Source organism: Flagellimonas sp. S3867, from assembly GCF_014698935.1.
GTDB lineage: Bacteria > Bacteroidota > Bacteroidia > Flavobacteriales > Flavobacteriaceae > Flagellimonas.
In genome coordinates this window covers 468,501-487,788 of record NZ_JACVMN010000001.1, presented here as the reverse complement: position 1 = coordinate 487,788, position 19,288 = coordinate 468,501, and the positions used below count along the sequence as shown (strand labels likewise).

The window sequence follows — 19,288 nt, the reverse complement described above, 5'->3', positions numbered from 1 at the left end:
TTTAGCTATGTATGTTACCCATTTTATGCTTTAGTAGTAATGGCTCTTTGTTATTTACAACCGAAAGTATTTCACTTAAAATAGAAATTGCTATCTCTTGAGGTGTTTCGGCACCAATATCGATACCTGCAGGCCCATGAATATGTTCGATGTACTCCTCAGAAATATCTGGACATCTTTCCATGAGTTCAGCAAATAACTTTTCTCTTCGTCTAAAAGGACCCAAAAGTCCTATATATGCAGCTCTCTCCTCTTTTAAGGATATCAAAAATTGAAGGTCTTTTACAAAACTATGAGTCATGACCAGCACGGCAGTCTGTTTGTCCAAGGTCAATTGAAATGCTTCTGGCTCAACCGTAAGTAGCTTATGGATTCCTGGAAAATCTTCAGTGGTTTTCTCTTCCCTAGGGTTTGAAACAATGGTAACTTCCCATCCAGTAAGGGAGGCATATTTGCAAAGTTGTACGGCATCGTGTTCGGCCCCTATAATGACCAATTGAAAACAAGGATGCATTTCTTGTTCAAAGTCAAGAAGCTCTTTTTCAATATTTTTTGTATGCTGATTTACAGGGAGTGAAGCCTCGGCAAAATGAAAACAGGTAAAGTAGTCTTGACTGTCACCCTGATTCTTTTCATAATAGGATTGGATGCGAAATGGTAAACGCTTTTGAACGGTATTCCAGAATTGGGATAAAAACGCTGTACTAGGCTCAAAAACCTCAAGCAAAATGTATAGGATTCCTTCACAACCCAATCGGTATCGACCGTCGTATACCATAATTCTGGATATTCCGGTTTGGAATACAGCCTGCGCTTGTCGCAAGACTTCTTTTTCGACACATCCTCCGCTCACTGCCCCGACTATATCACCACTTTCAAAAATCAACATTCGAACACCGGGACGTCTGTATGATGACCCATCCAAAGCAACCACGGTGGCCAAAACTGCCAGTTCACCGTCCGGAAGTTTCTTTTCATAATGGCTAACAATGGTTTTTAATTCGTGTGTCATACCTACAAAATCCTTTTTACCGGAATAAATGGAACCAAACTGTCGACCTCTAGATGTTCTTTCGGGTTTAGTTTGATAAAGCCATTGATTCTCACCAGACTTAACAAATCCCCCGAACCTGTAGTGGCAATTTTACTCGCTAGCAATTTTCCATCATCCCAACTGATTTCAACACCAACTAATCTGGTCAAATCAGTGTCATTGACAATTGATTCACTTAAAAATACAGCAATTTGTGGAGTGGTCACTCCCAAAGTTTTGTTAAGCCAGGGTTTAAAATAAACGTGGTAGTTCACAAATGTGGAAACGGGATTTCCCGGAAATGAAAAAACCAACGTATTATGTAGTCGATGTTTTCCAAACCAAAAGGGTTTGCCAGGACGTTGGAGTACCTTGTGAAAAATCTTTTGCACCCCTAATCCATCGTAAGTAGAGGGTAAATAATCAAACTTTCCTTTGGAAACCCCTCCGCTCAAGACCAAAACATCATATTGTTCCAATAATTCCTCGATTTTATTCCTTAAAACAATTGGCTCATCGGTCAACTGATATGAATCTGCTATGATAGACTCGTTTTGCAACAGTGCATTTAGCGTGTAAGTGTTCGATTTTCTTATTTGATGAGGCAGCGGAATTTCAACAATATCGACCAGTTCATTACCAGTGGCAATGACAGCAACCTTGGGTAATTTCTTTACCAGAACTTTAGATTTACCAACAGTAGCCAAAACACCAATTTCCGCTGTAGTTATTTCGGTTCCTATGCTGAGCAATTCATCCCCTGTAGACGTGTCACTCGCTTTATCATGAATATTTTGCCCTTTTTTGATGGATTTAGTGATAACAAAACTATCTTCTTCTTTGCGTGTATGCTCGTACATTACAACGGTGTCCGCATTTTTGGGCACCATCGCACCTGTCATTACTTCAATGCATGTTGAATCATCTACCAAAGTCAATTGCGGGCTTCCTGCTTGGGCTATTCCTGCTATTTTGAATGCTGTATCAGCATCAATATCCTTGTTGAATTTTAGCGCTATCCCATCTTTTGTGGCCCTATCGAAAGGTGGAAAATCTCTGTCGGCAACAATGGTTTCGGCAAGAATTCGACCACATGCTGATTGTAGCGATATCAATTCACTTCCGTAATCTTCGGTTTGCTCCAAAACCTTCGCTATTGCTGTTTCAAAAGAGATCATGAGAACAAATTTATTTGAAGTCCATTATTCACCAATACACGCACACCAACAAATAACACCAAAAACGCGGTAAGTAATTTAATGCGTTTTGCGGAAAGCTTTCCAATACTAATTCTTACACCCAATTGCCCACCCAGTAAAACTGCGAACAGCAATCCTAGAATCTCAGGCCAAAAAATTCTAAAGGAATCACTCCAGAATAAACCTCCTATTCCAGAAATTGAATTGACCAAAATAAAGAAGCTGGCCAAGGCCGCAATAACAATAGGTTTATCCCACTTCATATGGTGGAGCACAGGTGCCAAAAAAATACCTCCACCAATTCCGACCAATCCCGACAGTAATCCGATTGCCCCTCCCAACAAATAGGAAAGGTAAACAGGGTATTTTTTCAATTTATTATTTGGTTTTAGCATTGTAGATTGGTAAATCAAGGCCAAGGCCGATGTTATGAGTGCCAACGCCAGAATAATAAAAAAGATGTGTTCTTCCAATCGAAAGGATGCTCCCAAAAATGCCAAAGGGATACTAGTGATAACAAACGGAAGGAATTTTCTAATATGGAGATGTCCACTTTTATAAAACAAAATGCAACTACCGGACACCACGACAAGATTACACAGTAAGGCCGTGCTCCGAATGGTTAAAAAACTGGTAATTACCAATGCAAGAATGGCCAAATAGCTTGACCCACCACCAAAACCGACTGCGGAGTATAAGGTGGCTACAATAAAAAATGAAAAAAGTAACAAGATAAAGTCGCCAGAGGCTATGGACATATGGCCAACATTTTGTTCATTCCTCCTAAAATAGAATAAAAAGTTAAGTTAGGATGGGCTTCCTGAAGATGTTTGACAGCTATTTCGCTCCGTTTTCCCGATTGGCAAATCACATAAATTGCCATATCCCCTTTAGTCGGAGCATATTGATTTATTTGATTTAAAGGCAAATGCAATGCTTCTTCCAAATGATGACCCTCAAATTCCTCTTCAGTTCGTACGTCGATAAGGGTGATTTTTGATTCGGATTCTCGAATAGTTTGAAACGTTTCTGCACTCACGGTAGAAATCACTTCACAATCCAATGGTTCATAGAACTCTTGAAGTTTTTTAATGTTTTTATTTTCTGAATTCGGTTTAAAACCAATTTTACTAATGTGTTGATTCAGCCCATTGAACAACAATAGTTTCCCAGAAAGCACCTCTCCTATTCCAGTTAAGATTTTGACCACCTCTAGGGCTTGTAATGTCCCGATGATTCCAGGTACAACTCCCAAAACACCATTTTCATTGCAATTTGGCATTTCATCTGGAGATGGCATATTTGGATACAGACAACGGTAGGTTGGACCATCTAGATGGTTAAAGACACTAACATGGCCCTCAAATCCGTGTAAAGCACCATAAACAAAAGGTTTGTCTAGAATAACGCAAGCGTCATTTATAAGATAGCGGGTTGGGAAATTATCGGTAGCATCAACAACTACATCATAATCCCTAATGGTATCCAATGCATTTTCTTTGGTCAAAAATGAATCATGCATAATCAATGTTGTGGAAGAGTTTTGTTCATTAAGCTTCTGAAACACAACATCCAATTTTTGTTTTCCCAAGTCGTGTTCTGCATACAAAATTTGTCGCTGAAGGTTATGTAACTCCACTACATCTTGGTCCATCAGCCCCAAAGTTCCCACACCCATGGCATTCAAATATTGCAAAACAGGAAGTCCAAGACCACCCAAACCCACCACAAGCACCTTAGCTTTGGTAAGCTTGGCCTGTCCGGCCTCACCAAAATCCTTGAGAATTGTCTGTCGAGCATACCTAGACTCCATCGGATAATGCAATTTTGGATTTTATAAATTCATAATCTTCAAGAGAATTGGCATTGTATAAAATCTCATCCCGTTCTGGATGAGTCAAGGTTATTTCCGAATTGATCAAAAACTTACGTGGACAACTACTTTCTACGGTCTCCAAATAGGTCATCGCTTTCGCAAGACCCTTCGGTTCCCATATCGTAATCAAAGGTTCTGGTAATCCAGATTTTTTTGTTGCAAATGAAGTTGCCAATTTTTCCGGATTTCTTCCATCGACCAATCTTTTTAATGAGGACAAGTCTATTAAAGGAAGGTCACAGGCCAGCACTAGCCAAGCTGCTTCAGGATGAGCTTTATGGGCGCTAAGTATGCCGTTAAACGGCCCACGATATTCATTTTGGTCAACAATAACCTTAAAATTGTTTGCCAAATGATTTTCTTGATCTTTACGCATGCTTAGATATACCGTATTGCACACTTCATCCAACAAATTATATAAATATTCTTGTTGGGGAACGGAATGATACTTTAGCAATCCCTTGTCGGAACCCATTCGGGTACTTTTTCCACCGGCCAAGACCAAACCATATAATTTTGGTATATCCTGAATCATTTTCTTGTTCTTGATTTATTATCCTCCTATTGAGGTCATGGAATTGTCAAAGATGGTACTAGCGTGTTCCTCCTGTGCTTCAAACCCAGTTTTTGCACGATTTCCAACCGCTTTTAAAATAGCATTTTGAACTTCTTCAACCTCATTTTTCCTTCTAATGATATCCCTAAGATTTGCCTTTGGCTTTCCATAAAGGCAGGTAATTACATCGCCTGTTGCCGTAATCCGTAGCCTATTGCAGCTGCCACAAAAAGTTCTGCTGAACGAAGGGATAATACCAAAAGTACCTTTGTGTCCATTAATTTTATAGTTGATGGATGTGGAAGTTGGTGGTGACTCGAGCTTTTGGAAATTTGGATACGTTGTGGAAACATGTTCTAGAATGGCCTTGTAATTCCACTTGATGCCAACAAAGCTTTTGCTGCCACCATTAAATGGCATTTCTTCCAAAAACCGAACGGAAACATTATAATGTTTCATCAGCTCCAAAATAGGGACTATATCCTGTTCATTCTGACCTTCGAGTACAATGAAGTTGATTCGTACATTGAATCCTTCCGTAATTAATCGAATGAGGTTATTATGTACTGTATCAAATTGATTGCGACGGGTAATGCGTTCAAAGGTTTCCTTATTAATGGCATCTAAACTAACATTGACGTTTTTAATGCCCAACGCTTTTAGTTCATCAATATATGGACCTATCAATGTAGCGTTCGTGGTTACTGAAATGTCATTAAGTCCATCCAATGCGCTCAATTTCCGCAATAAAACCATCAAATCTTTCCGAACAAAGGGTTCGCCCCCTGTAATTCTGATTTTATCGATTCCTTGGCCCACCAAAACCTCACTGATTTTGGAGAGCTCATCTATGGTGAGGAGCTTGTTGTTTTTAACAAAATCGATTCCCTCAGAAGGCATGCAATAATTGCAACGAAGATTACAGCGGTCTGTAACTGCGAGTCTTAGGTAGTTTATTTTTCTATTGTGATTATCAATCAACATATATTTTGGTCAAAGTATTTGAAAGATACTACTTCTGCACTTATTTACCCTCCACTTACAGGGGGAATCAGTGCAATTTCATCATAAGAATTAATAAGTTCGCCGTCCTCAGCATAATTGTTGTTCACAGCAACTGCCAAAGAGGAAAGCTTGTTGAGTTCTGGGTAGGTTTCACCCAGAAATTGCTTTAATTCTTTTACTGTTTTTGGAACTTTACGGCCTGTGGCACTAGAGGTGGGAACGGACAAGGTGGAGCTTCCCACAATGTCCTTGGTAATCCCAAACAATAATATCGTCATAAAATCAACCTATAATTTCCTTTTCAGGTACTTTTAATAATTCGGGTGTTTTGGTGAATGGTTGTTTGTAGAGTCTATTGCCCGTAGCTGCTTTAAAGGCATTTGCTATGGCTCCTCCGGCAGGAGGAAGCGTTGGTTCTCCCAAACCTGTTGGTGAAAGTTCATTTTGTATAAAATGCGTCTCGACCAAAGGTGCTTCCTTCATCCGAATCAGACGATATTTATCAAAATTGTTTGCTGTGGGTCTTCCGTCCTTAAATTGTAACTCGCCATACATCGAATGCCCTACTCCATCTATTACACCACCTTCAATTTGATTGAGCGCGCCTAGAGGATTCACCACAATTCCGCAATCCACCACACAGGTTATTTTCTTTACAACAGGTTCTCCATTCTCAATTTCAACATCAGCAACCTGGGCTACGTGAGAATTATGGCAGTAGTAGTTTACAAATCCTTGGTATACATTTTTGGGTTTGGTTCCCCATCCAGATTTTTCCACGGCCACTTTGATCACTTCTTCCATCCGTTCTGGAGAATATTGAATGCGTTCATCTGTAGTGCCTTTTACATTTTGAAGCAAATCCAAACGCAGTTGAATCTTATCCACATCCATTACCTCGGCCAATTCATCAAAGAAACTTTGCTCTGCATAGGCCAAGAAGTTGGTATAAGGAGCTCTCCATGCCCCCGTGGTGATATTACTGTCATAACTTGCGGCATCCACTTGATAGTTTTCTACTGCACCAGCGGGAAAGAAATTGGGTATAAGCCCATACATATTATCGTTAACAGCAGCTTCTTTCAGGTGGTAAGCAGTAACTTTCCCATCTTTAAACCCTGCTTTGATTCTATATTTAATGGCCATTCTGTAAATACCATCCTCCATATCATCTTCTCTGGAGTAGACTACTTTGACCGGTTTTCTGATTTTATCTGAAATTTCAGCGGCTTCAATTACGAAGTCTCCATACAGTCTTCTTCCAAATCCTCCACCCATACGGGTCATCTCAAGATGAATATCTTTTTCTTCCCTGCCCAACATTTTGGAAACCAACCCCGCTTTCCAGGCCGGAGTTTGAATGGGACCTACCAGGTGCACCTTTTCGTCGGTCACATTTGCAAAGAAATTCATAGGTTCCATGCAGTTGTGTGGTAAAAAAGGTGATTCGTAGGTGCGCTCCAAAATTTCGTCGGCCTCAGCAAAGGCTTTTTTGATATTTCCATCGGAACGCATGGTATTGAACTCATTACCGTCCAATAAATCGTTTAAAATCTTATCGTGCTCTTCAGTGCTTTCAACTTTGGAATCCTCTTCCCAAACTGCTTTTATAGCTTCTTTTGCTTTCATGGCCTGCCAAGTAGATTCGGCAATGACCACCACCTTATCACTTGAAGAAATTTTGCTGCCAAAACCTGCATCTTCTTCCAAAAGACTCCTTACTTTTTCTCCAATGGTAACAACATCTAACACACCAGACATGGCCCGAGCATCGGTGTCGTCAAAAGAAACCAATTTCTGTCCAAAGGAAGGTGGGCGTACAACGGCAGCGTAAACCATGCCGTCGGCTTTATAATCCAATCCGAACAGAGGTTCTCCTGTAACAATTTTATTAATATCAACATTGGAAGCATTCTTGCCCATAATTTTATAGTCCTTGGGCTCCTTTAAAGGAACTTCCTCAGGGATTTCCAAAAGTGCCGCTTCATTGACCACATCTCCATAGCCTAAAGTTTCACCAGCGGCATTGGTAATTACTCCTTCACTTACAGTACATTCCGAAGGGTCTACTCCCCAACGGGTGGCAGCAGCGCTTACCAACATATGTTTTGCCTTGGCTCCAGTTTGCCGCAGAGCATCCCATCCAAATCTAATGGATTGACTACCTCCAGCAACTTGACGCTGATAGTTTTCGGTATCTAATATGCCTTGTTCTACATAAACATCTTTCCAGGCTACATCCAACTCCTCGGCTATGATCATGGGCATGGAAGTTTTGACTCCTTGTCCAATTTCAGGGTTTGGTGAAAATATGGTTACCGCACCATTGTCGGCTATTTTAATAAAGGCGTTGAAATCACTGTAATCCAAACTGGCCAAATCTATGGCCGGTTCGGCAATCACTTTTGGCTTACAGGATTGCAATAGGTTAAAACCTATAACCATACCTCCTCCTGCTAGGGAAGAATTACGGATAAAGGCCCTTCTACTTAATGTGGTGGATTTATTTGTTGACATTTCTTAGTTTTTAGGTGTACAATGGAAGATTAATCCATATTCTCTGAAGCAATCATCACTGCTTTACGAATTCTAGAATAGGACGAGCATCGGCAAATATTTCCGTGCATGGCATTATTTACATCCTCCTCGGAAGGGTTAGGATTGTTCTCCAGGAAAGCGGAGGCTGTCATAATTTGTCCTGCTTGGCAATAACCGCACTGCGGAACATCAACTTCTTTCCAAGCTTCTTGTACAGGATGGGTTCCATCTTCTGAAAGTCCTTCGATTGTGGTTATCGATTTTCCGTCAATCTGGGATAAGGTCAGGGAACAGCTGCGCATGGCAGTTCCGTCAACATGGACGGTACACGCACCACACTGTCCAATTCCGCAACCATATTTGGTGCCTACAAGATCCAAATGATCACGTAGCACCCATAAAACCGGAGTGTCTTCAGCCACATCAACTGACCGTGATTCTCCATTTACTTTAATCTGATACGTTGGCATAGTTTTTTGAATTGAGATGTTGTCTGCTTGAAGTTACCAAAATTTAATCTGACAGTTTTTTTTTTAACAGCTACCGACCTTTTTTAACTTTTCTTTAAATCTATTATGGCCCTTCAAAATAATTTTCAGCGAAATCGAACGTTTTTCAAGCAGAACCTCAACTTTACGAAAATGAAAAACGTATTCGCATATTTATCATTCACCCTTTTTACAATCCTTCTCATTTCTTGTGGCAATGCCGATGATGATGTCAATTTTGATATCAATCAAGGAGAATTGGGACAAGGAAAGGAACCTGACAATTGCCTGGGTTTTGAAAGCAATGAACTTTTACTTTCCATCCAAGATCAGTTTACCACACTACCTGGGAAAGTTTCTATTCTATTTAAGGTATCCGATTTGTTGGGAAATCCGATTTCCGGACTAACCGCAAATCAATTCACCATATACGAGCAAGGCAGAAATGATGATTGCTTCAATACCATCTCATCATCAGAATCATTTGCAAGAATATCTTCCAATTCACAGGTGTTCAGCAACAATACCTTATTGGTATTGGACTTGAGTAACAGTGTACTGGAAAGCAGTTTGGAAGAACTAAAAGCAGCATCCACCAGTTTTATCAATAATGTAATGCCTGGTCCGGAAACCAACTCATTTAAAATGGCCATTTATTGGTTTGACGGTGAGGATGAACTTCATCTATTAAATGATCTTTCTTCATCCACCACTGAATTAACTGCCGCAATTGATGGGATTACTGCAGATATTAGTAGTGACCCTTCTACCGATTTGTACGGAGCGGTTATTAAATCTGTGGATGTCGCTGAGAATCTATTGCAAGAAAGCAATCAAGCCTCAATAATTGGGGCCGCCTCTATTGTTCTTTTTACGGATGGAACCGACCAAGCATCTAGATTCACAAAAGATGCAGCACTGAAAGCAGTTGATCAAGCAGATCGTAATATTTCCTTCTTTACCATTGGACTTGGAGCAGAGATTGATGCCGATGTTTTGGATGAAATTGGAAAAACTGCCAGTGTCTTTGCCAATAATAAGGAAGAATTGGAGACTACATTCACGCAAATTTCCCAAAGGGTTTCTGAACAGGCCAATAGCTTTTACTTATTTGAATATTGCACACCAAAACGCGACGGTAGCGGAGACAACAATTTGGTCATTCAACTGACCGAGGGTGGTTTACAAGGCGCTGTACAGACCAAATTCAGCGCCAACGGATTCACTGGCGGATGTGAGTAAGAAGTTTTTCCAGTTTGTTTTTCATGTAACAAAAGAGGAGGTCGGAGTCTGTTTTAAATTGTTATCTTGGGCTCCAAATTAAATGTACTTTATCATGATTTTTGGCAGAAAACTTTCTTATTTATTTATACTCAACATTGTTTTTTTAAGTTCATTTCAAATCCACGCACAAAAGTTTCACCAGCTTGAAGGTAGGTGGGATTTAGAAATGGATTTCAAGGGAGAAACAGTTCCATCTTGGTTGGAAGTGAGGCATTCAGGGGTAGAGACTTTGGTTGGTCGGTTTGTTTTTATGATGGGAAGCGCCCGTCCAGTGGCTGAAGTGAAAATCCATGGAAACAAATTCAGCTTTGCTATTCCACGACAATGGGAACCCGAAGGAAACGATATGGTGTTGCACGGAGAATTGGTTGATGATATGCTCAAAGGCTCTATGATCTACACAGATGGAAGTGTTTCCAGTTGGACAGGTGTTCGAGCTCCAAAATTGGAGGCAGCAGAACATCCAAAGCCAGGTAAACCCATGGCTCTTTTCAATGGTAAAAGTCTTGACGGCTGGCATATGGATTCAGATAATAGCCAATGGACTGTAGTAAATGGAATATTGAAAAATACCAAGGGAGGCGCAAACCTCATCAGCAATGAAAAGTTTACCGATTTTAATCTAAAAGTCGAATTTCGTTACCCAAAAGGAAGTAATAGCGGAATCTATTTAAGGGGACGCTACGAGGTTCAGATAGCCGATAATATGGGTTTTGAACCATCTGACATATACTTTAGCGGTATCTATGGATTTCTTGAACCCAATGAAAATACTGCAAAAGCTCCTGGGGAATGGCAAACTTATAACATTACACTAATTGGTCGCAGGGTTACCATAGTTGCCAATGGGAAAACTGTGATTTCCGACCAAACCATCCCTGGAATAACTGGAGGGGCTTTGGATAGCAAAGAGGGAGAACCTGGCGCATTTATGATCCAAGGTGACCATGGGGCGGTTGAATTTCGAAAATTTGAGGTAACGCCTATGAATTAATACCATTAAAAAAGGGCATACCTTAACCGGGTGTGCCCTTTTTAATTGGATGTTGATTGTATTTATTGAATAGGTTTTAATTTAATATTTCTCCATTTTACTCTGATTCCGCCTCCATCATGAATTTGTAGAGCAACGCCACCCTTGCCTTTTCCAATTTTCTCATCAGTAAGTTTAACCATTTCCACACCATTGAGCCAAGTGGTAATATCGTCACCTTTTACCAAGATTTTCATGGTGTTCCACTCCCCCATTTTAAGGGCCTCGTCTTTTTCAGCATCTGGCTTTATCAACCATCCACGACCATACGATTCGTAAATTCCACCTGTAGCATGTCCTGGAGGAGCTACCTCTACTTGCCATCCAGAAACTTTGGTGCCTTCAACAGTAGATCGGATAAAGACCCCGCTATTGCCATTGTTTTCTTGTTTGAACTCTAAGGTGAGTTCAAAATTATCATAATACTCTTTGGTACTTAAATACCCATAACCTGCTTTTGGGCCACTTTCGCAAATCAGTTCGCCATTTTCAACAAACCACTTTTCATCGCCATTGTTGGTCCAACCATCCAAATCTTTTCCATTAAACAAGTTGATTGTTTCTTGTGTATACCCAAATTGCATTAGGAACAACGCAAAAAGAACTAAGGTGAATTTTGTTTTCATTTTTTGATATTATCTTGATTTTACAAGCACTCAAGGTAGTAATTTCACTAGGAAAAAGCTGATTTGGAACGGCTTTTGGTAGGGTTTTTAGACCAACGATTGTTTTTAAAGTATAGACAACAACTAATTGCATCCTAAGGAACAAATTAATTTATAACTCAAAAAAGAATGTTATGGATGTAGTAAAAGAAATAATTCAGAACAGTGCAATAGGTCCGTTATCCAATGGATATAAAGGTTTAGTACTTTCCCTATTTGCTTCGATTGTAGGAACCCTGCTTACCATGTTGATTGTGTTGCTTCGCTATGGTCCCGAAATGACTATCCAATTTGGATACTAACGATAGATCAAAGCGTTACCAAATTTTTGATTTTCTAAAGACTTGGACAAATCCAACAAAAATCCGTTGATAACGGCATAGGTCAATTTTCCTTCTTTTTCCAAAAAGAAAGTAGGGTTGACTCCAGGGGCAAGATAAAATTCATCTAATTTAAAATCCTTCCCAACCAAATGTATGGGCTCCTCGTTATGATTAAGGTTAAAAGGAAGTTCATTATTTACATATGCAATACCCGCTTCCAAGCACGATTTGGCATCATTCCTTCTACAGTCCATTTGACCTCTTTTTCTCGGAGGAACAACCTTATACCCAGAGGCATCAAAGGTTTCATAACCATAAAAAGTAGAAAGATCCCCTTGATCTACAATAATACTTTTGCTATAAAAGGAATCGTGGTTTTCATCATCTACTTCTTGACGATATATTCCCAAATCTAGAATATAATCTTGCCCCAAAAGCTCATAAGTAACATTTTCAATTTTTAAATCGAAAAGTTTTCTATCGTTTCTTGGGATTTCTTCATATTCCTCAATTGGGATATCCAAATAACTTTCTTGAGCAATGGTGTATAGTGCGGAAAGGATGGAAACGTAGTTCAACTTCCGAATTTCTTGTTTCTCAACATCATTGGTATAGCCACCTGATTCTATTAAAATAAGACTTGTCCCCCATTTTGCAATGTTATCACCAAAAGCACGGGGTTCAAAATCGTCACTGTATCGTCCAACCTGTCCGGGCGCATATTTTTGTATAATATTGTTCATATAAACAATCACCTTCATGGCATTGGAACGCACCTCATTAATGTCTTTTTCGTAATTGAAAGCCGTTGCCAAATACGAAATAGTAGCTGGTTTATTGGTAAGTTCAGCATTGTAATAGGTGCTTTGGTCATGCAGATTGAATCCAAATTTGGCATCTAAACTGTCCCGGATTTTTTTAAGTGTTCTCCCTTCGGGAGATTGTAATCTGAGCGCGTCTCGGTTAATATCGATACCCAATGCATTTCTGCGTTGATACACTTCTGCGCCATCTGGGTTGAGCATGGGCAAGAAATGTAATTTGAGTTTTGATAAGATTTCCCTTTTTTCCTTTTTGAATCCCGGTGCATCAAAGAAATTTAAAATATCAAAAATTGCTTGTGTTGCTGTCGGTTCGTTCCCATGCATTTGTGACCAAAGGAAAATATTGGTCGGTCCCGAACCTATACTTATCAACTTCAAATCCCTGCCTTCGATGGATTCACCTACTTTTTGAACCTCAAACTTTGGATTGGTATCAAATCTCTGAATCAAAGGTTGAATTTGATGGTGCTTGATCCTTCGCTTTTGTAATGAAGATTCTTTGTACTGTTCGTAGGTTTCATATAGATTGGTTGTAATGGACTCTTGGGGATATACTAAAAAGCTGAAGCATCCCAATAGCAGAAAAATTGTATTGCGCATAGTATTATTTTGAAGGCACGGGTTTAAAATTAAACTTTTTCGTTGCTTTTCTAACCTTTTTCATGAAATCTGTTCCCGGGTCGGTTTTTTCGGTACGGTAACCATCATCCACTTCCAACCAAAGTGGGTGGCCCTCGAACAAGATGTATTCGTAATGACCGATTAGGTAGTCAATATTATATTTTTCAGCCAAATAATTGACCAGCCAAATGTTAGATTTCAACTGTTGCTTGGTTAAAGGATATTTATCGGTGCCTCCCACATTTTCAACTCCAATGGAACAATGGTTCAAACCTATAACATGTCGCCCCATATAATTTTCGGGCATTAGCCTATAAATAGTCCCATCTCTGTCGACCAAAAACTGTGTTGAAACATTTAAACCGCTAACATTCTCAATATCTGGACGCCAGTTGGGTAATTTAGTATCCTTAAAGGCATCAAAAGAACCTTCAAGCGTTGGAATAGCTGTCCAATGCAAAACGATCATTGTTGGCTTAATTTCAGGGTTGTTCTGCTCTACGTTGTACCGTTGTAAAAGATATTCTTTGGTCAGTGCGATACGTTCATCATCAAAAACAATGGGTCGATCCACAATGGTTTGTTGCACTTGGCATGACCAAAACACGCTGATAAAAAGTGCTATATATGCTATTTTTCTCATTTTAATTTGTTGTGGATAAGCTGTCAATGGGCACAGCATAACAAATAAACAATTTCTTTCTTCCCCATTCCCTAGCTTTTTTTACATCGAGACCCATATAGAGGTCAATTCGATTTCTCCAACGTTTGTTCATTTTATCTTTTACATAAAACGTGTCTGGGAAAGTGTCAATTTTTACCATGGTATTGTGCTTGAGTCCCATCTTAATCAAATCTCTGGATACCGCAATGCTTTTCATTCCAGGTTTTAAGGTATCTCCCCAAGCGGCAATATTAGGGCTTATGCTATCGGTTTGCCAGGCAACCGAGTTGTAAGCTGAGGCTGTAACCTCAAGTCCCCTCCAATCAAAGGATTCCTTTGGCAAAACATCGGTTTGGTTTTTACATGCGACCAAAAGCAAAAAAAATAGCGGTAACCTATTCAAAGCTGCGGTTTAAGATTGTCATTAAAGTTACGTATTCTTGAAAACCTCCTTTGGAAGGGGTATATAGGTCCCATCGTTGGCCATCATTGGAAAGTTCTTGTTTTTCCAATCTTCTTTGGCCTTCGTTATTGTTTCCTTACTTGTGGAAACAAAATTCCAATAGATATGTCTTTCCTCAGGAAAGGGTTCTCCCCCGAACAACAACAAATGTGAACCTGAGTGTACAGTAATGTCGCAAGTGTCTTCAACCTTACTGACCAAAATATTGCCTTTTTCAATAACTTCCCCGCAAGCGTCAATACTTCCTTTGTCGATACAGATTCCTATTTCACCTTTTAAATCGCCATTCACATTTAAACGAAAACTATTGCTGGTTTTAACTTCTACCATAAACAAAGGAGAATATGTTGGGACAGGAGATTTTTTACCATAACCCTCGCCTGCGACAAGTGTGAATTGGGCATCTCCATCTGTCCATTTGGGTAAATCATCGGCTTCAATATGATGGAATTGTGGGTCCATATCTTCCAAATGTTTTGGTAAGGCCACCCAAATTTGGTAGCCTTGCGCCATAAAGGTGTTTCCATTTCTGAGATATTGTGGGGTACGCTCGGTATGCGAGACACCTTTCCCTGCGGTCATCCAATTTACAGAACCCGGTTTGATCAATTGCTTGGTTCCCAAACTGTCCTCATGCATAATTTCACCCTCAAACAAATAGGTCAACGTGGATAAACCAATATGAGGATGCTGGTCCACATCCATATATTTTTGTGGCCCCAATTGCACGGGTGCCATATGGTCTATAAACACAAAAGGACCTATCATCCGTTTTTTTCGAAATGGGATAAGCCTACCAACTAAAAAATCCCCAATATCCCTACTACGTTCTTCAATGATCAATCCTATTTTGGACATAGTCTAAATGTTTATTTTAGCATCTGAAAGTTACAAATCTTAATCTATGAAAATACTTAAACGTTCGCTAATCGCATTGCTATTGGTCATTGGAGCTATTGTTTACTTGAATTACCCCAAATTGACCATTATTTCCGGCTACGCCTCAAAAAATATGGCATCCGGTGTCTTTGTAGCGAATAGAACTGCGGCATCGCTCACTCAGAATGATAATAATGTACCCTTGATTGAGCTTGCGGAAACCGAGGTAGATACACAACAGAAATGGGCTTCCGCCTCTGTTTATGGTTTAATGAACCGGAAAGCTATTTATAGGGAAGGCTTAGGAACAGTGCTTGTTAATGATGATTACAATGAAAGAGAAGCTATTCCCATGCCGGTTCGTGTGCAAAAGCTGGATACTATCCCCTATCCATATGGACAGGCCAATCCGATTGATTCAATATTTGTTGATGTTGATGTAAACCAATTGAACAAGGCAGTGGCATCTGCTTTTGAAAATCCTGAAACTCAAAAAACGCGTACGGTTCTTATTCTTTACAAAGGGCATCTTTTAGCTGAAAAATACGTAGATGGTTTTACTAAGAACACCCCTATTTTAGGGTGGTCTATGACCAAAAGTGTATTGGCTACCTGTTTTGGAACACTAGAGCATCAGGGAAAGTCGGATATGTCCTGGCCGGCCCCCATCACAGAATGGGAGAAGGATGAACGCAAAGATATCACCCTAGACCATTTGCTACGTATGCAAAGTGGATTGGAATGGGATGAAGATTATTCCAAAATTTCGGATGTTACCCAAATGCTTTTTTTAGATACGGATATGACCCAAGCACAGCGTACAAAGAAAAGTATTGCCAAACCGACCGAAATATGGAACTACTCTTCAGGTACTACAAATTTATTGTCAGGAATTTTACGCCAGCAGTTTAGATCACATCAGGAATATTTAGATTATCCCTATGTTTCTTTTATTGATAAAATTGGGATGTATTCAATGATTCTCGAAGCAGATATCGCAGGAAATTATGTTGGTTCTTCCTATAGTTGGGCCAGTACTCGGGATTGGGCCAGGTTTGGACAATTGTATTTGGATAAAGGCTTTTGGAACGGTGAACAAATCTTCAGTCCCAAATGGGTTAAGTACATCACCGAACCTACTTTACATTCTGATGGCAAGTATGGAGCCCACTTTTGGTTGAATGCCAATGGAAAGTATCCTGACGTGCCCAAAGATTTGTTTTCCTGTAACGGCTATCAGGGACAATATGTGTTTGTGATTCCATCTAAAAATTTGGTTGTGGTACGTACCGGATTGGCCGAAGATCCTGATTTTGACGTGAATAGCTTCCTGTCAGCCATCGTTAAATCAATACAGTAGGTCGATAAAATATCATAAAAATAGTAGCAAACCACAATAAAACGCCGCTTCACAACAATAATTTCATTTGCGGGAACACTGATGGTACATTTACATTGTAATAATAACGAAAGTAAATTTTTTCATTTTCATATAGTGTTCTCGTAAAAGAGTCTTGACCCAAGTGGCAGGGCTCTTTTTGATTTATGGAAGTTCGTTGTTGTATCTCTCAAAGAACTCCTTCGACAAGCTGTCCTTTATACTAGGCTTAGTTAGGTGCCGGCTCAACATAAAATCTCGAAGTGACATTCAATTGTAAATTGTTCATTGTACCCTGACGACTGGGTTATGGAATCCATTTATTCTTTCCAAAATCAGGCTTTCGTTTTTCCAAAAAGGCGTTTCTACCCTCTTTTGCCTCGTCGGTCATATAAGCCAATCGAGTGGCTTCACCGGCAAATACTTGTTGCCCTACCATGCCATCATCGGTAAGATTCATGGCAAATTTGAGCATTTTTATAGAGGTCGGAGATTTTTCCAATACTTCTTGTGCCCATTGGTATGCCGTGTCCTCCAATTCGGCATGTGGAACAACAGCATTTACCATTCCCATTTCGTAAGCATCTTGAGCAGAATAATTTCTTCCTAAAAAGAAGATTTCCCGAGCTTTCTTTTGTCCGACCATTTTTGCCAAATACGCAGAACCATACCCGCCATCAAAACTGGTTACATCTGCATCGGTTTGTTTAAAAATGGCGTGTTCTTTACTGGCCAAAGTCATATCACAAACAACATGTAAACTGTGTCCACCTCCAACAGCCCAGCCGGGCACCACAGCGATCACCACTTTGGGCATAAAACGAATCATTCGCTGTACTTCTAAAATATTCAATCTATGTTGTCCATCTTGACCCACATAGCCCTGGTGCCCACGGGATTTTTGGTCACCACCGCTACAAAATGCCCATTTTCCATCTTTTGTAGAAGGACCTTCGGCCGAGAACAGAATAACACCAATGGAAGTGTCCTCCTGTGCGTCAAAAAAGGCTTTGATTAATTCACTTGTGGTATGCGGCCTAAAGGCATTTCGAACATCGGGTCTATTAAAAGCAATCCGGGCCACCCCATCACACTTTTTATAGGTAATATCTTCAAATTCTATTGCAGTTTGCCAATTGGGTGATTTTGTCATCAAAAAGAGTTTGTCCAAAGATAAACAGATTGGAAAAACTTGTAAACAAGCTTTATCACCAATACAATTGTTATCGCGATCGGTTATTGCATTTCGTCGAGATCTAACCAATATTTAAAATATGTATAATGTATATCCGTTCATTTTATTAAATATGAACACTTATGCATAACCCTAAATCCTTTTTACGCTTTACGCTATTTCTTTTGCTTTCTTTTTTGATTCTTTCCTGTAACAAGGAAGAAGATGTGATTCCAGATACCGGATCAGAAAATGAAACCTCAAATCCCAATGAACAAGATCCTGACGATCCAGACAATCCTGATACCTCCGAAAATCCAGATACTTTAGTATTGGAATCTGGTTTTACTATCGATGAGGATCATCAGTTCACCAACCTTATCCTTTCAGAAAGTGACTACACTAAATTCTTGGAGGATGAGGGCGATATGAGAATGGTTTCCAACAAGGTGTATGAACATTTCAATGACGATTTTGATTTTATCATTATCCTGAATGTTGAAGAATCACAGCCCAATGATCTGTATTTTGGACTATCTACCCCAGCGCAAAACGATATTGAAGGCTTGGGAAGAAATATTTGGGACAATTCGGCATCTTTTGGATCTTCAGGAAACCTAAAGACCGTTATTCACATGCCCCGGGTAGAATATATAAGAAATGGCCCTTTCTTACACGAAATACAACATTATTGGAGCAATCATGGCCTTATACCAACAACCGTTGGCGGACATTGGGGATACTCCAGTGCAGGTGGGCAATTGGGAGGTTTTGATGAAATTGAAGATCTAGGTAATGGTACCTACAGAGGTAGTGTAGATGGTGAGGTTGGTTTTGGAACAGTGGCGAATGGTGGAAACTCCGTTCCCTATTCCAATCTGGAGCTTTATGCAATGGGATTCATTGGCCCTGATGAACTTGAATCGGTTATGGTGGCAGAGAACCCAAACGCTACTGCTGATTTTGGTGTTTTTACTGCCGACGCCATAACAACCCATACTGCGGCGGATATCATTGCAGAAAATGGGAATCGGGTACCTTCACACGAAAATGCCCAGACCGAATTTAAAGCTTTGGTCGTTGTGATTTCAACGGGAACTGTAGCACAAGATAAATGGGACACCCTTAATTCCAATCTCGAAAATTTTGCAAGGCAAGGAGATCCAGATGGATCATGGGGCAGTCTCTACAATTTTTGGAATGCTACTTTAGGAAAGGCTACATTCAGTTTTGAAATAGTGAATGCTAACTTGAAATAAAGTTCCTCGCTAGTTGCTTGGATACT

General features: G+C 39.9%; 20 protein-coding genes. 5 read left to right on the top strand and 15 right to left on the bottom strand.

Going from position 1 to position 19,288, the window contains the following annotated elements; translation table 11 throughout:
* Window position 1 precedes the first annotated feature (1 nt).
* Genes IAG46_RS02215 through IAG46_RS02175 form a run of 9 tightly spaced genes read right to left on the bottom strand, consistent with a single transcriptional unit; the run spans window position 2 to window position 8,677 of the window.
* Window positions 2-1,012: an XdhC family protein gene (locus IAG46_RS02215; RefSeq protein WP_190808687.1), complete on the bottom strand. Its 1,011-nt coding sequence runs from the start codon at window positions 1,010-1,012 to the stop codon at window positions 2-4.
* Window positions 1,013-1,014: 2 nt separating this feature from the next.
* Complete coding sequence (locus tag IAG46_RS02210; RefSeq protein ID WP_190808686.1) at window positions 1,015-2,211, bottom strand: molybdopterin molybdotransferase MoeA; 1,197 nt, start codon at window positions 2,209-2,211, stop codon at window positions 1,015-1,017.
* Window positions 2,208-2,990, bottom strand: a complete 783-nt coding sequence (locus IAG46_RS02205; RefSeq protein ID WP_190808685.1) for a sulfite exporter TauE/SafE family protein — start codon at window positions 2,988-2,990, stop codon at window positions 2,208-2,210. The genes IAG46_RS02210 and IAG46_RS02205 overlap by 4 nt, the downstream gene beginning before the upstream one ends.
* Window positions 2,981-4,045, bottom strand: coding sequence for a HesA/MoeB/ThiF family protein (locus IAG46_RS02200; protein ID WP_190808684.1), 1,065 nt, complete (start codon window positions 4,043-4,045; stop codon window positions 2,981-2,983). Before IAG46_RS02200 ends, IAG46_RS02205 begins: the two co-directional genes overlap by 10 nt.
* On the bottom strand, window positions 4,035-4,643 hold the full coding sequence (locus tag IAG46_RS02195; RefSeq protein ID WP_190808683.1) for an NTP transferase domain-containing protein: 609 nt from the start codon (window positions 4,641-4,643) through the stop codon (window positions 4,035-4,037). Before IAG46_RS02195 ends, IAG46_RS02200 begins: the two co-directional genes overlap by 11 nt.
* Before the next feature lie 18 nt (window positions 4,644-4,661).
* Entirely contained in the window at window positions 4,662-5,648 is a 987-nt protein-coding gene (gene moaA / locus IAG46_RS02190) for a GTP 3',8-cyclase MoaA (RefSeq protein ID WP_190808682.1), read from the bottom strand.
* Between the two features lie 44 nt (window positions 5,649-5,692).
* Window positions 5,693-5,947, bottom strand: a complete 255-nt coding sequence (locus tag IAG46_RS02185; RefSeq protein ID WP_190808681.1) for a MoaD/ThiS family protein — start codon at window positions 5,945-5,947, stop codon at window positions 5,693-5,695.
* Window positions 5,948-5,951: 4 nt separating this feature from the next.
* A complete protein-coding gene (locus IAG46_RS02180) occupies window positions 5,952-8,186 on the bottom strand; it encodes a xanthine dehydrogenase family protein molybdopterin-binding subunit (RefSeq protein ID WP_190808680.1) in 2,235 nt (744 codons plus the stop codon).
* A gap of 29 nt (window positions 8,187-8,215) precedes the next feature.
* Window positions 8,216-8,677: a (2Fe-2S)-binding protein gene (locus tag IAG46_RS02175; RefSeq protein ID WP_190808679.1), complete on the bottom strand. Its 462-nt coding sequence runs from the start codon at window positions 8,675-8,677 to the stop codon at window positions 8,216-8,218.
* A gap of 171 nt (window positions 8,678-8,848) precedes the next feature.
* On the opposite strand from IAG46_RS02175, the gene IAG46_RS02170 reads away from it, so the two are divergent.
* Entirely contained in the window at window positions 8,849-9,937 is a 1,089-nt protein-coding gene (locus IAG46_RS02170; RefSeq protein WP_190808678.1) for a VWA domain-containing protein, read from the top strand.
* An 82-nt stretch (window positions 9,938-10,019) separates the two neighbouring features.
* Window positions 10,020-10,973, top strand: coding sequence for a DUF1080 domain-containing protein (locus IAG46_RS02165; protein WP_223826550.1), 954 nt, complete (start codon window positions 10,020-10,022; stop codon window positions 10,971-10,973).
* Between the two features lie 62 nt (window positions 10,974-11,035).
* Here IAG46_RS02165 and IAG46_RS02160 read toward each other — a convergent pair whose 3' ends face one another.
* Complete coding sequence (locus IAG46_RS02160) at window positions 11,036-11,638, bottom strand: DUF1080 domain-containing protein (RefSeq protein WP_190808676.1); 603 nt, start codon at window positions 11,636-11,638, stop codon at window positions 11,036-11,038.
* 173 nt (window positions 11,639-11,811) lie between these two features.
* Here IAG46_RS02160 and IAG46_RS02155 point away from each other — a divergent pair, with 173 nt between their 5' ends.
* A complete protein-coding gene (locus IAG46_RS02155) occupies window positions 11,812-11,979 on the top strand; it encodes a hypothetical protein (RefSeq protein WP_190808675.1) in 168 nt (55 codons plus the stop codon).
* Here the strand turns inward: IAG46_RS02155 and IAG46_RS02150 are convergent.
* The 4 genes from IAG46_RS02150 to IAG46_RS02135 all read right to left on the bottom strand — a co-directional run bounded on the left by IAG46_RS02150 (window position 11,976) and on the right by IAG46_RS02135 (window position 15,430).
* A complete protein-coding gene (locus IAG46_RS02150) occupies window positions 11,976-13,424 on the bottom strand; it encodes a M14 family zinc carboxypeptidase (RefSeq protein ID WP_190808674.1) in 1,449 nt (482 codons plus the stop codon). The two genes, IAG46_RS02155 and IAG46_RS02150, sit on opposite strands and share 4 nt — an antisense overlap.
* 4 nt (window positions 13,425-13,428) lie before the next feature.
* The gene (locus IAG46_RS02145) at window positions 13,429-14,088 is read right to left on the bottom strand and encodes a peptidoglycan recognition family protein (protein WP_190808673.1); all 660 of its coding nucleotides are present in this window, start codon (window positions 14,086-14,088) and stop codon (window positions 13,429-13,431) included.
* A 1-nt stretch (window position 14,089) separates the two neighbouring features.
* Window positions 14,090-14,452: a 3D domain-containing protein gene (locus tag IAG46_RS02140; protein ID WP_223826549.1), complete on the bottom strand. Its 363-nt coding sequence runs from the start codon at window positions 14,450-14,452 to the stop codon at window positions 14,090-14,092.
* Window positions 14,453-14,539: 87 nt separating this feature from the next.
* The gene (locus tag IAG46_RS02135) at window positions 14,540-15,430 is read right to left on the bottom strand and encodes a pirin family protein (protein ID WP_190808671.1); all 891 of its coding nucleotides are present in this window, start codon (window positions 15,428-15,430) and stop codon (window positions 14,540-14,542) included.
* Window positions 15,431-15,476: 46 nt separating this feature from the next.
* Between IAG46_RS02135 and IAG46_RS02130 the strand changes: the two genes are divergently transcribed.
* Window positions 15,477-16,811, top strand: coding sequence for a serine hydrolase (locus IAG46_RS02130; RefSeq protein WP_190808670.1), 1,335 nt, complete (start codon window positions 15,477-15,479; stop codon window positions 16,809-16,811).
* A gap of 325 nt (window positions 16,812-17,136) precedes the next feature.
* Here IAG46_RS02130 and IAG46_RS02125 read toward each other — a convergent pair whose 3' ends face one another.
* Window positions 17,137-17,982 carry a 1,4-dihydroxy-2-naphthoyl-CoA synthase gene (locus tag IAG46_RS02125; RefSeq protein WP_190808669.1) on the bottom strand — a complete coding sequence of 282 codons (846 nt, stop codon included), beginning with the start codon at window positions 17,980-17,982 and terminating at the stop codon, window positions 17,137-17,139.
* Between the two features lie 164 nt (window positions 17,983-18,146).
* Between IAG46_RS02125 and IAG46_RS02120 the strand changes: the two genes are divergently transcribed.
* On the top strand, window positions 18,147-19,262 hold the full coding sequence (locus tag IAG46_RS02120; RefSeq protein ID WP_190808668.1) for a hypothetical protein: 1,116 nt from the start codon (window positions 18,147-18,149) through the stop codon (window positions 19,260-19,262).
* Window positions 19,263-19,288 lie beyond the last annotated feature (26 nt).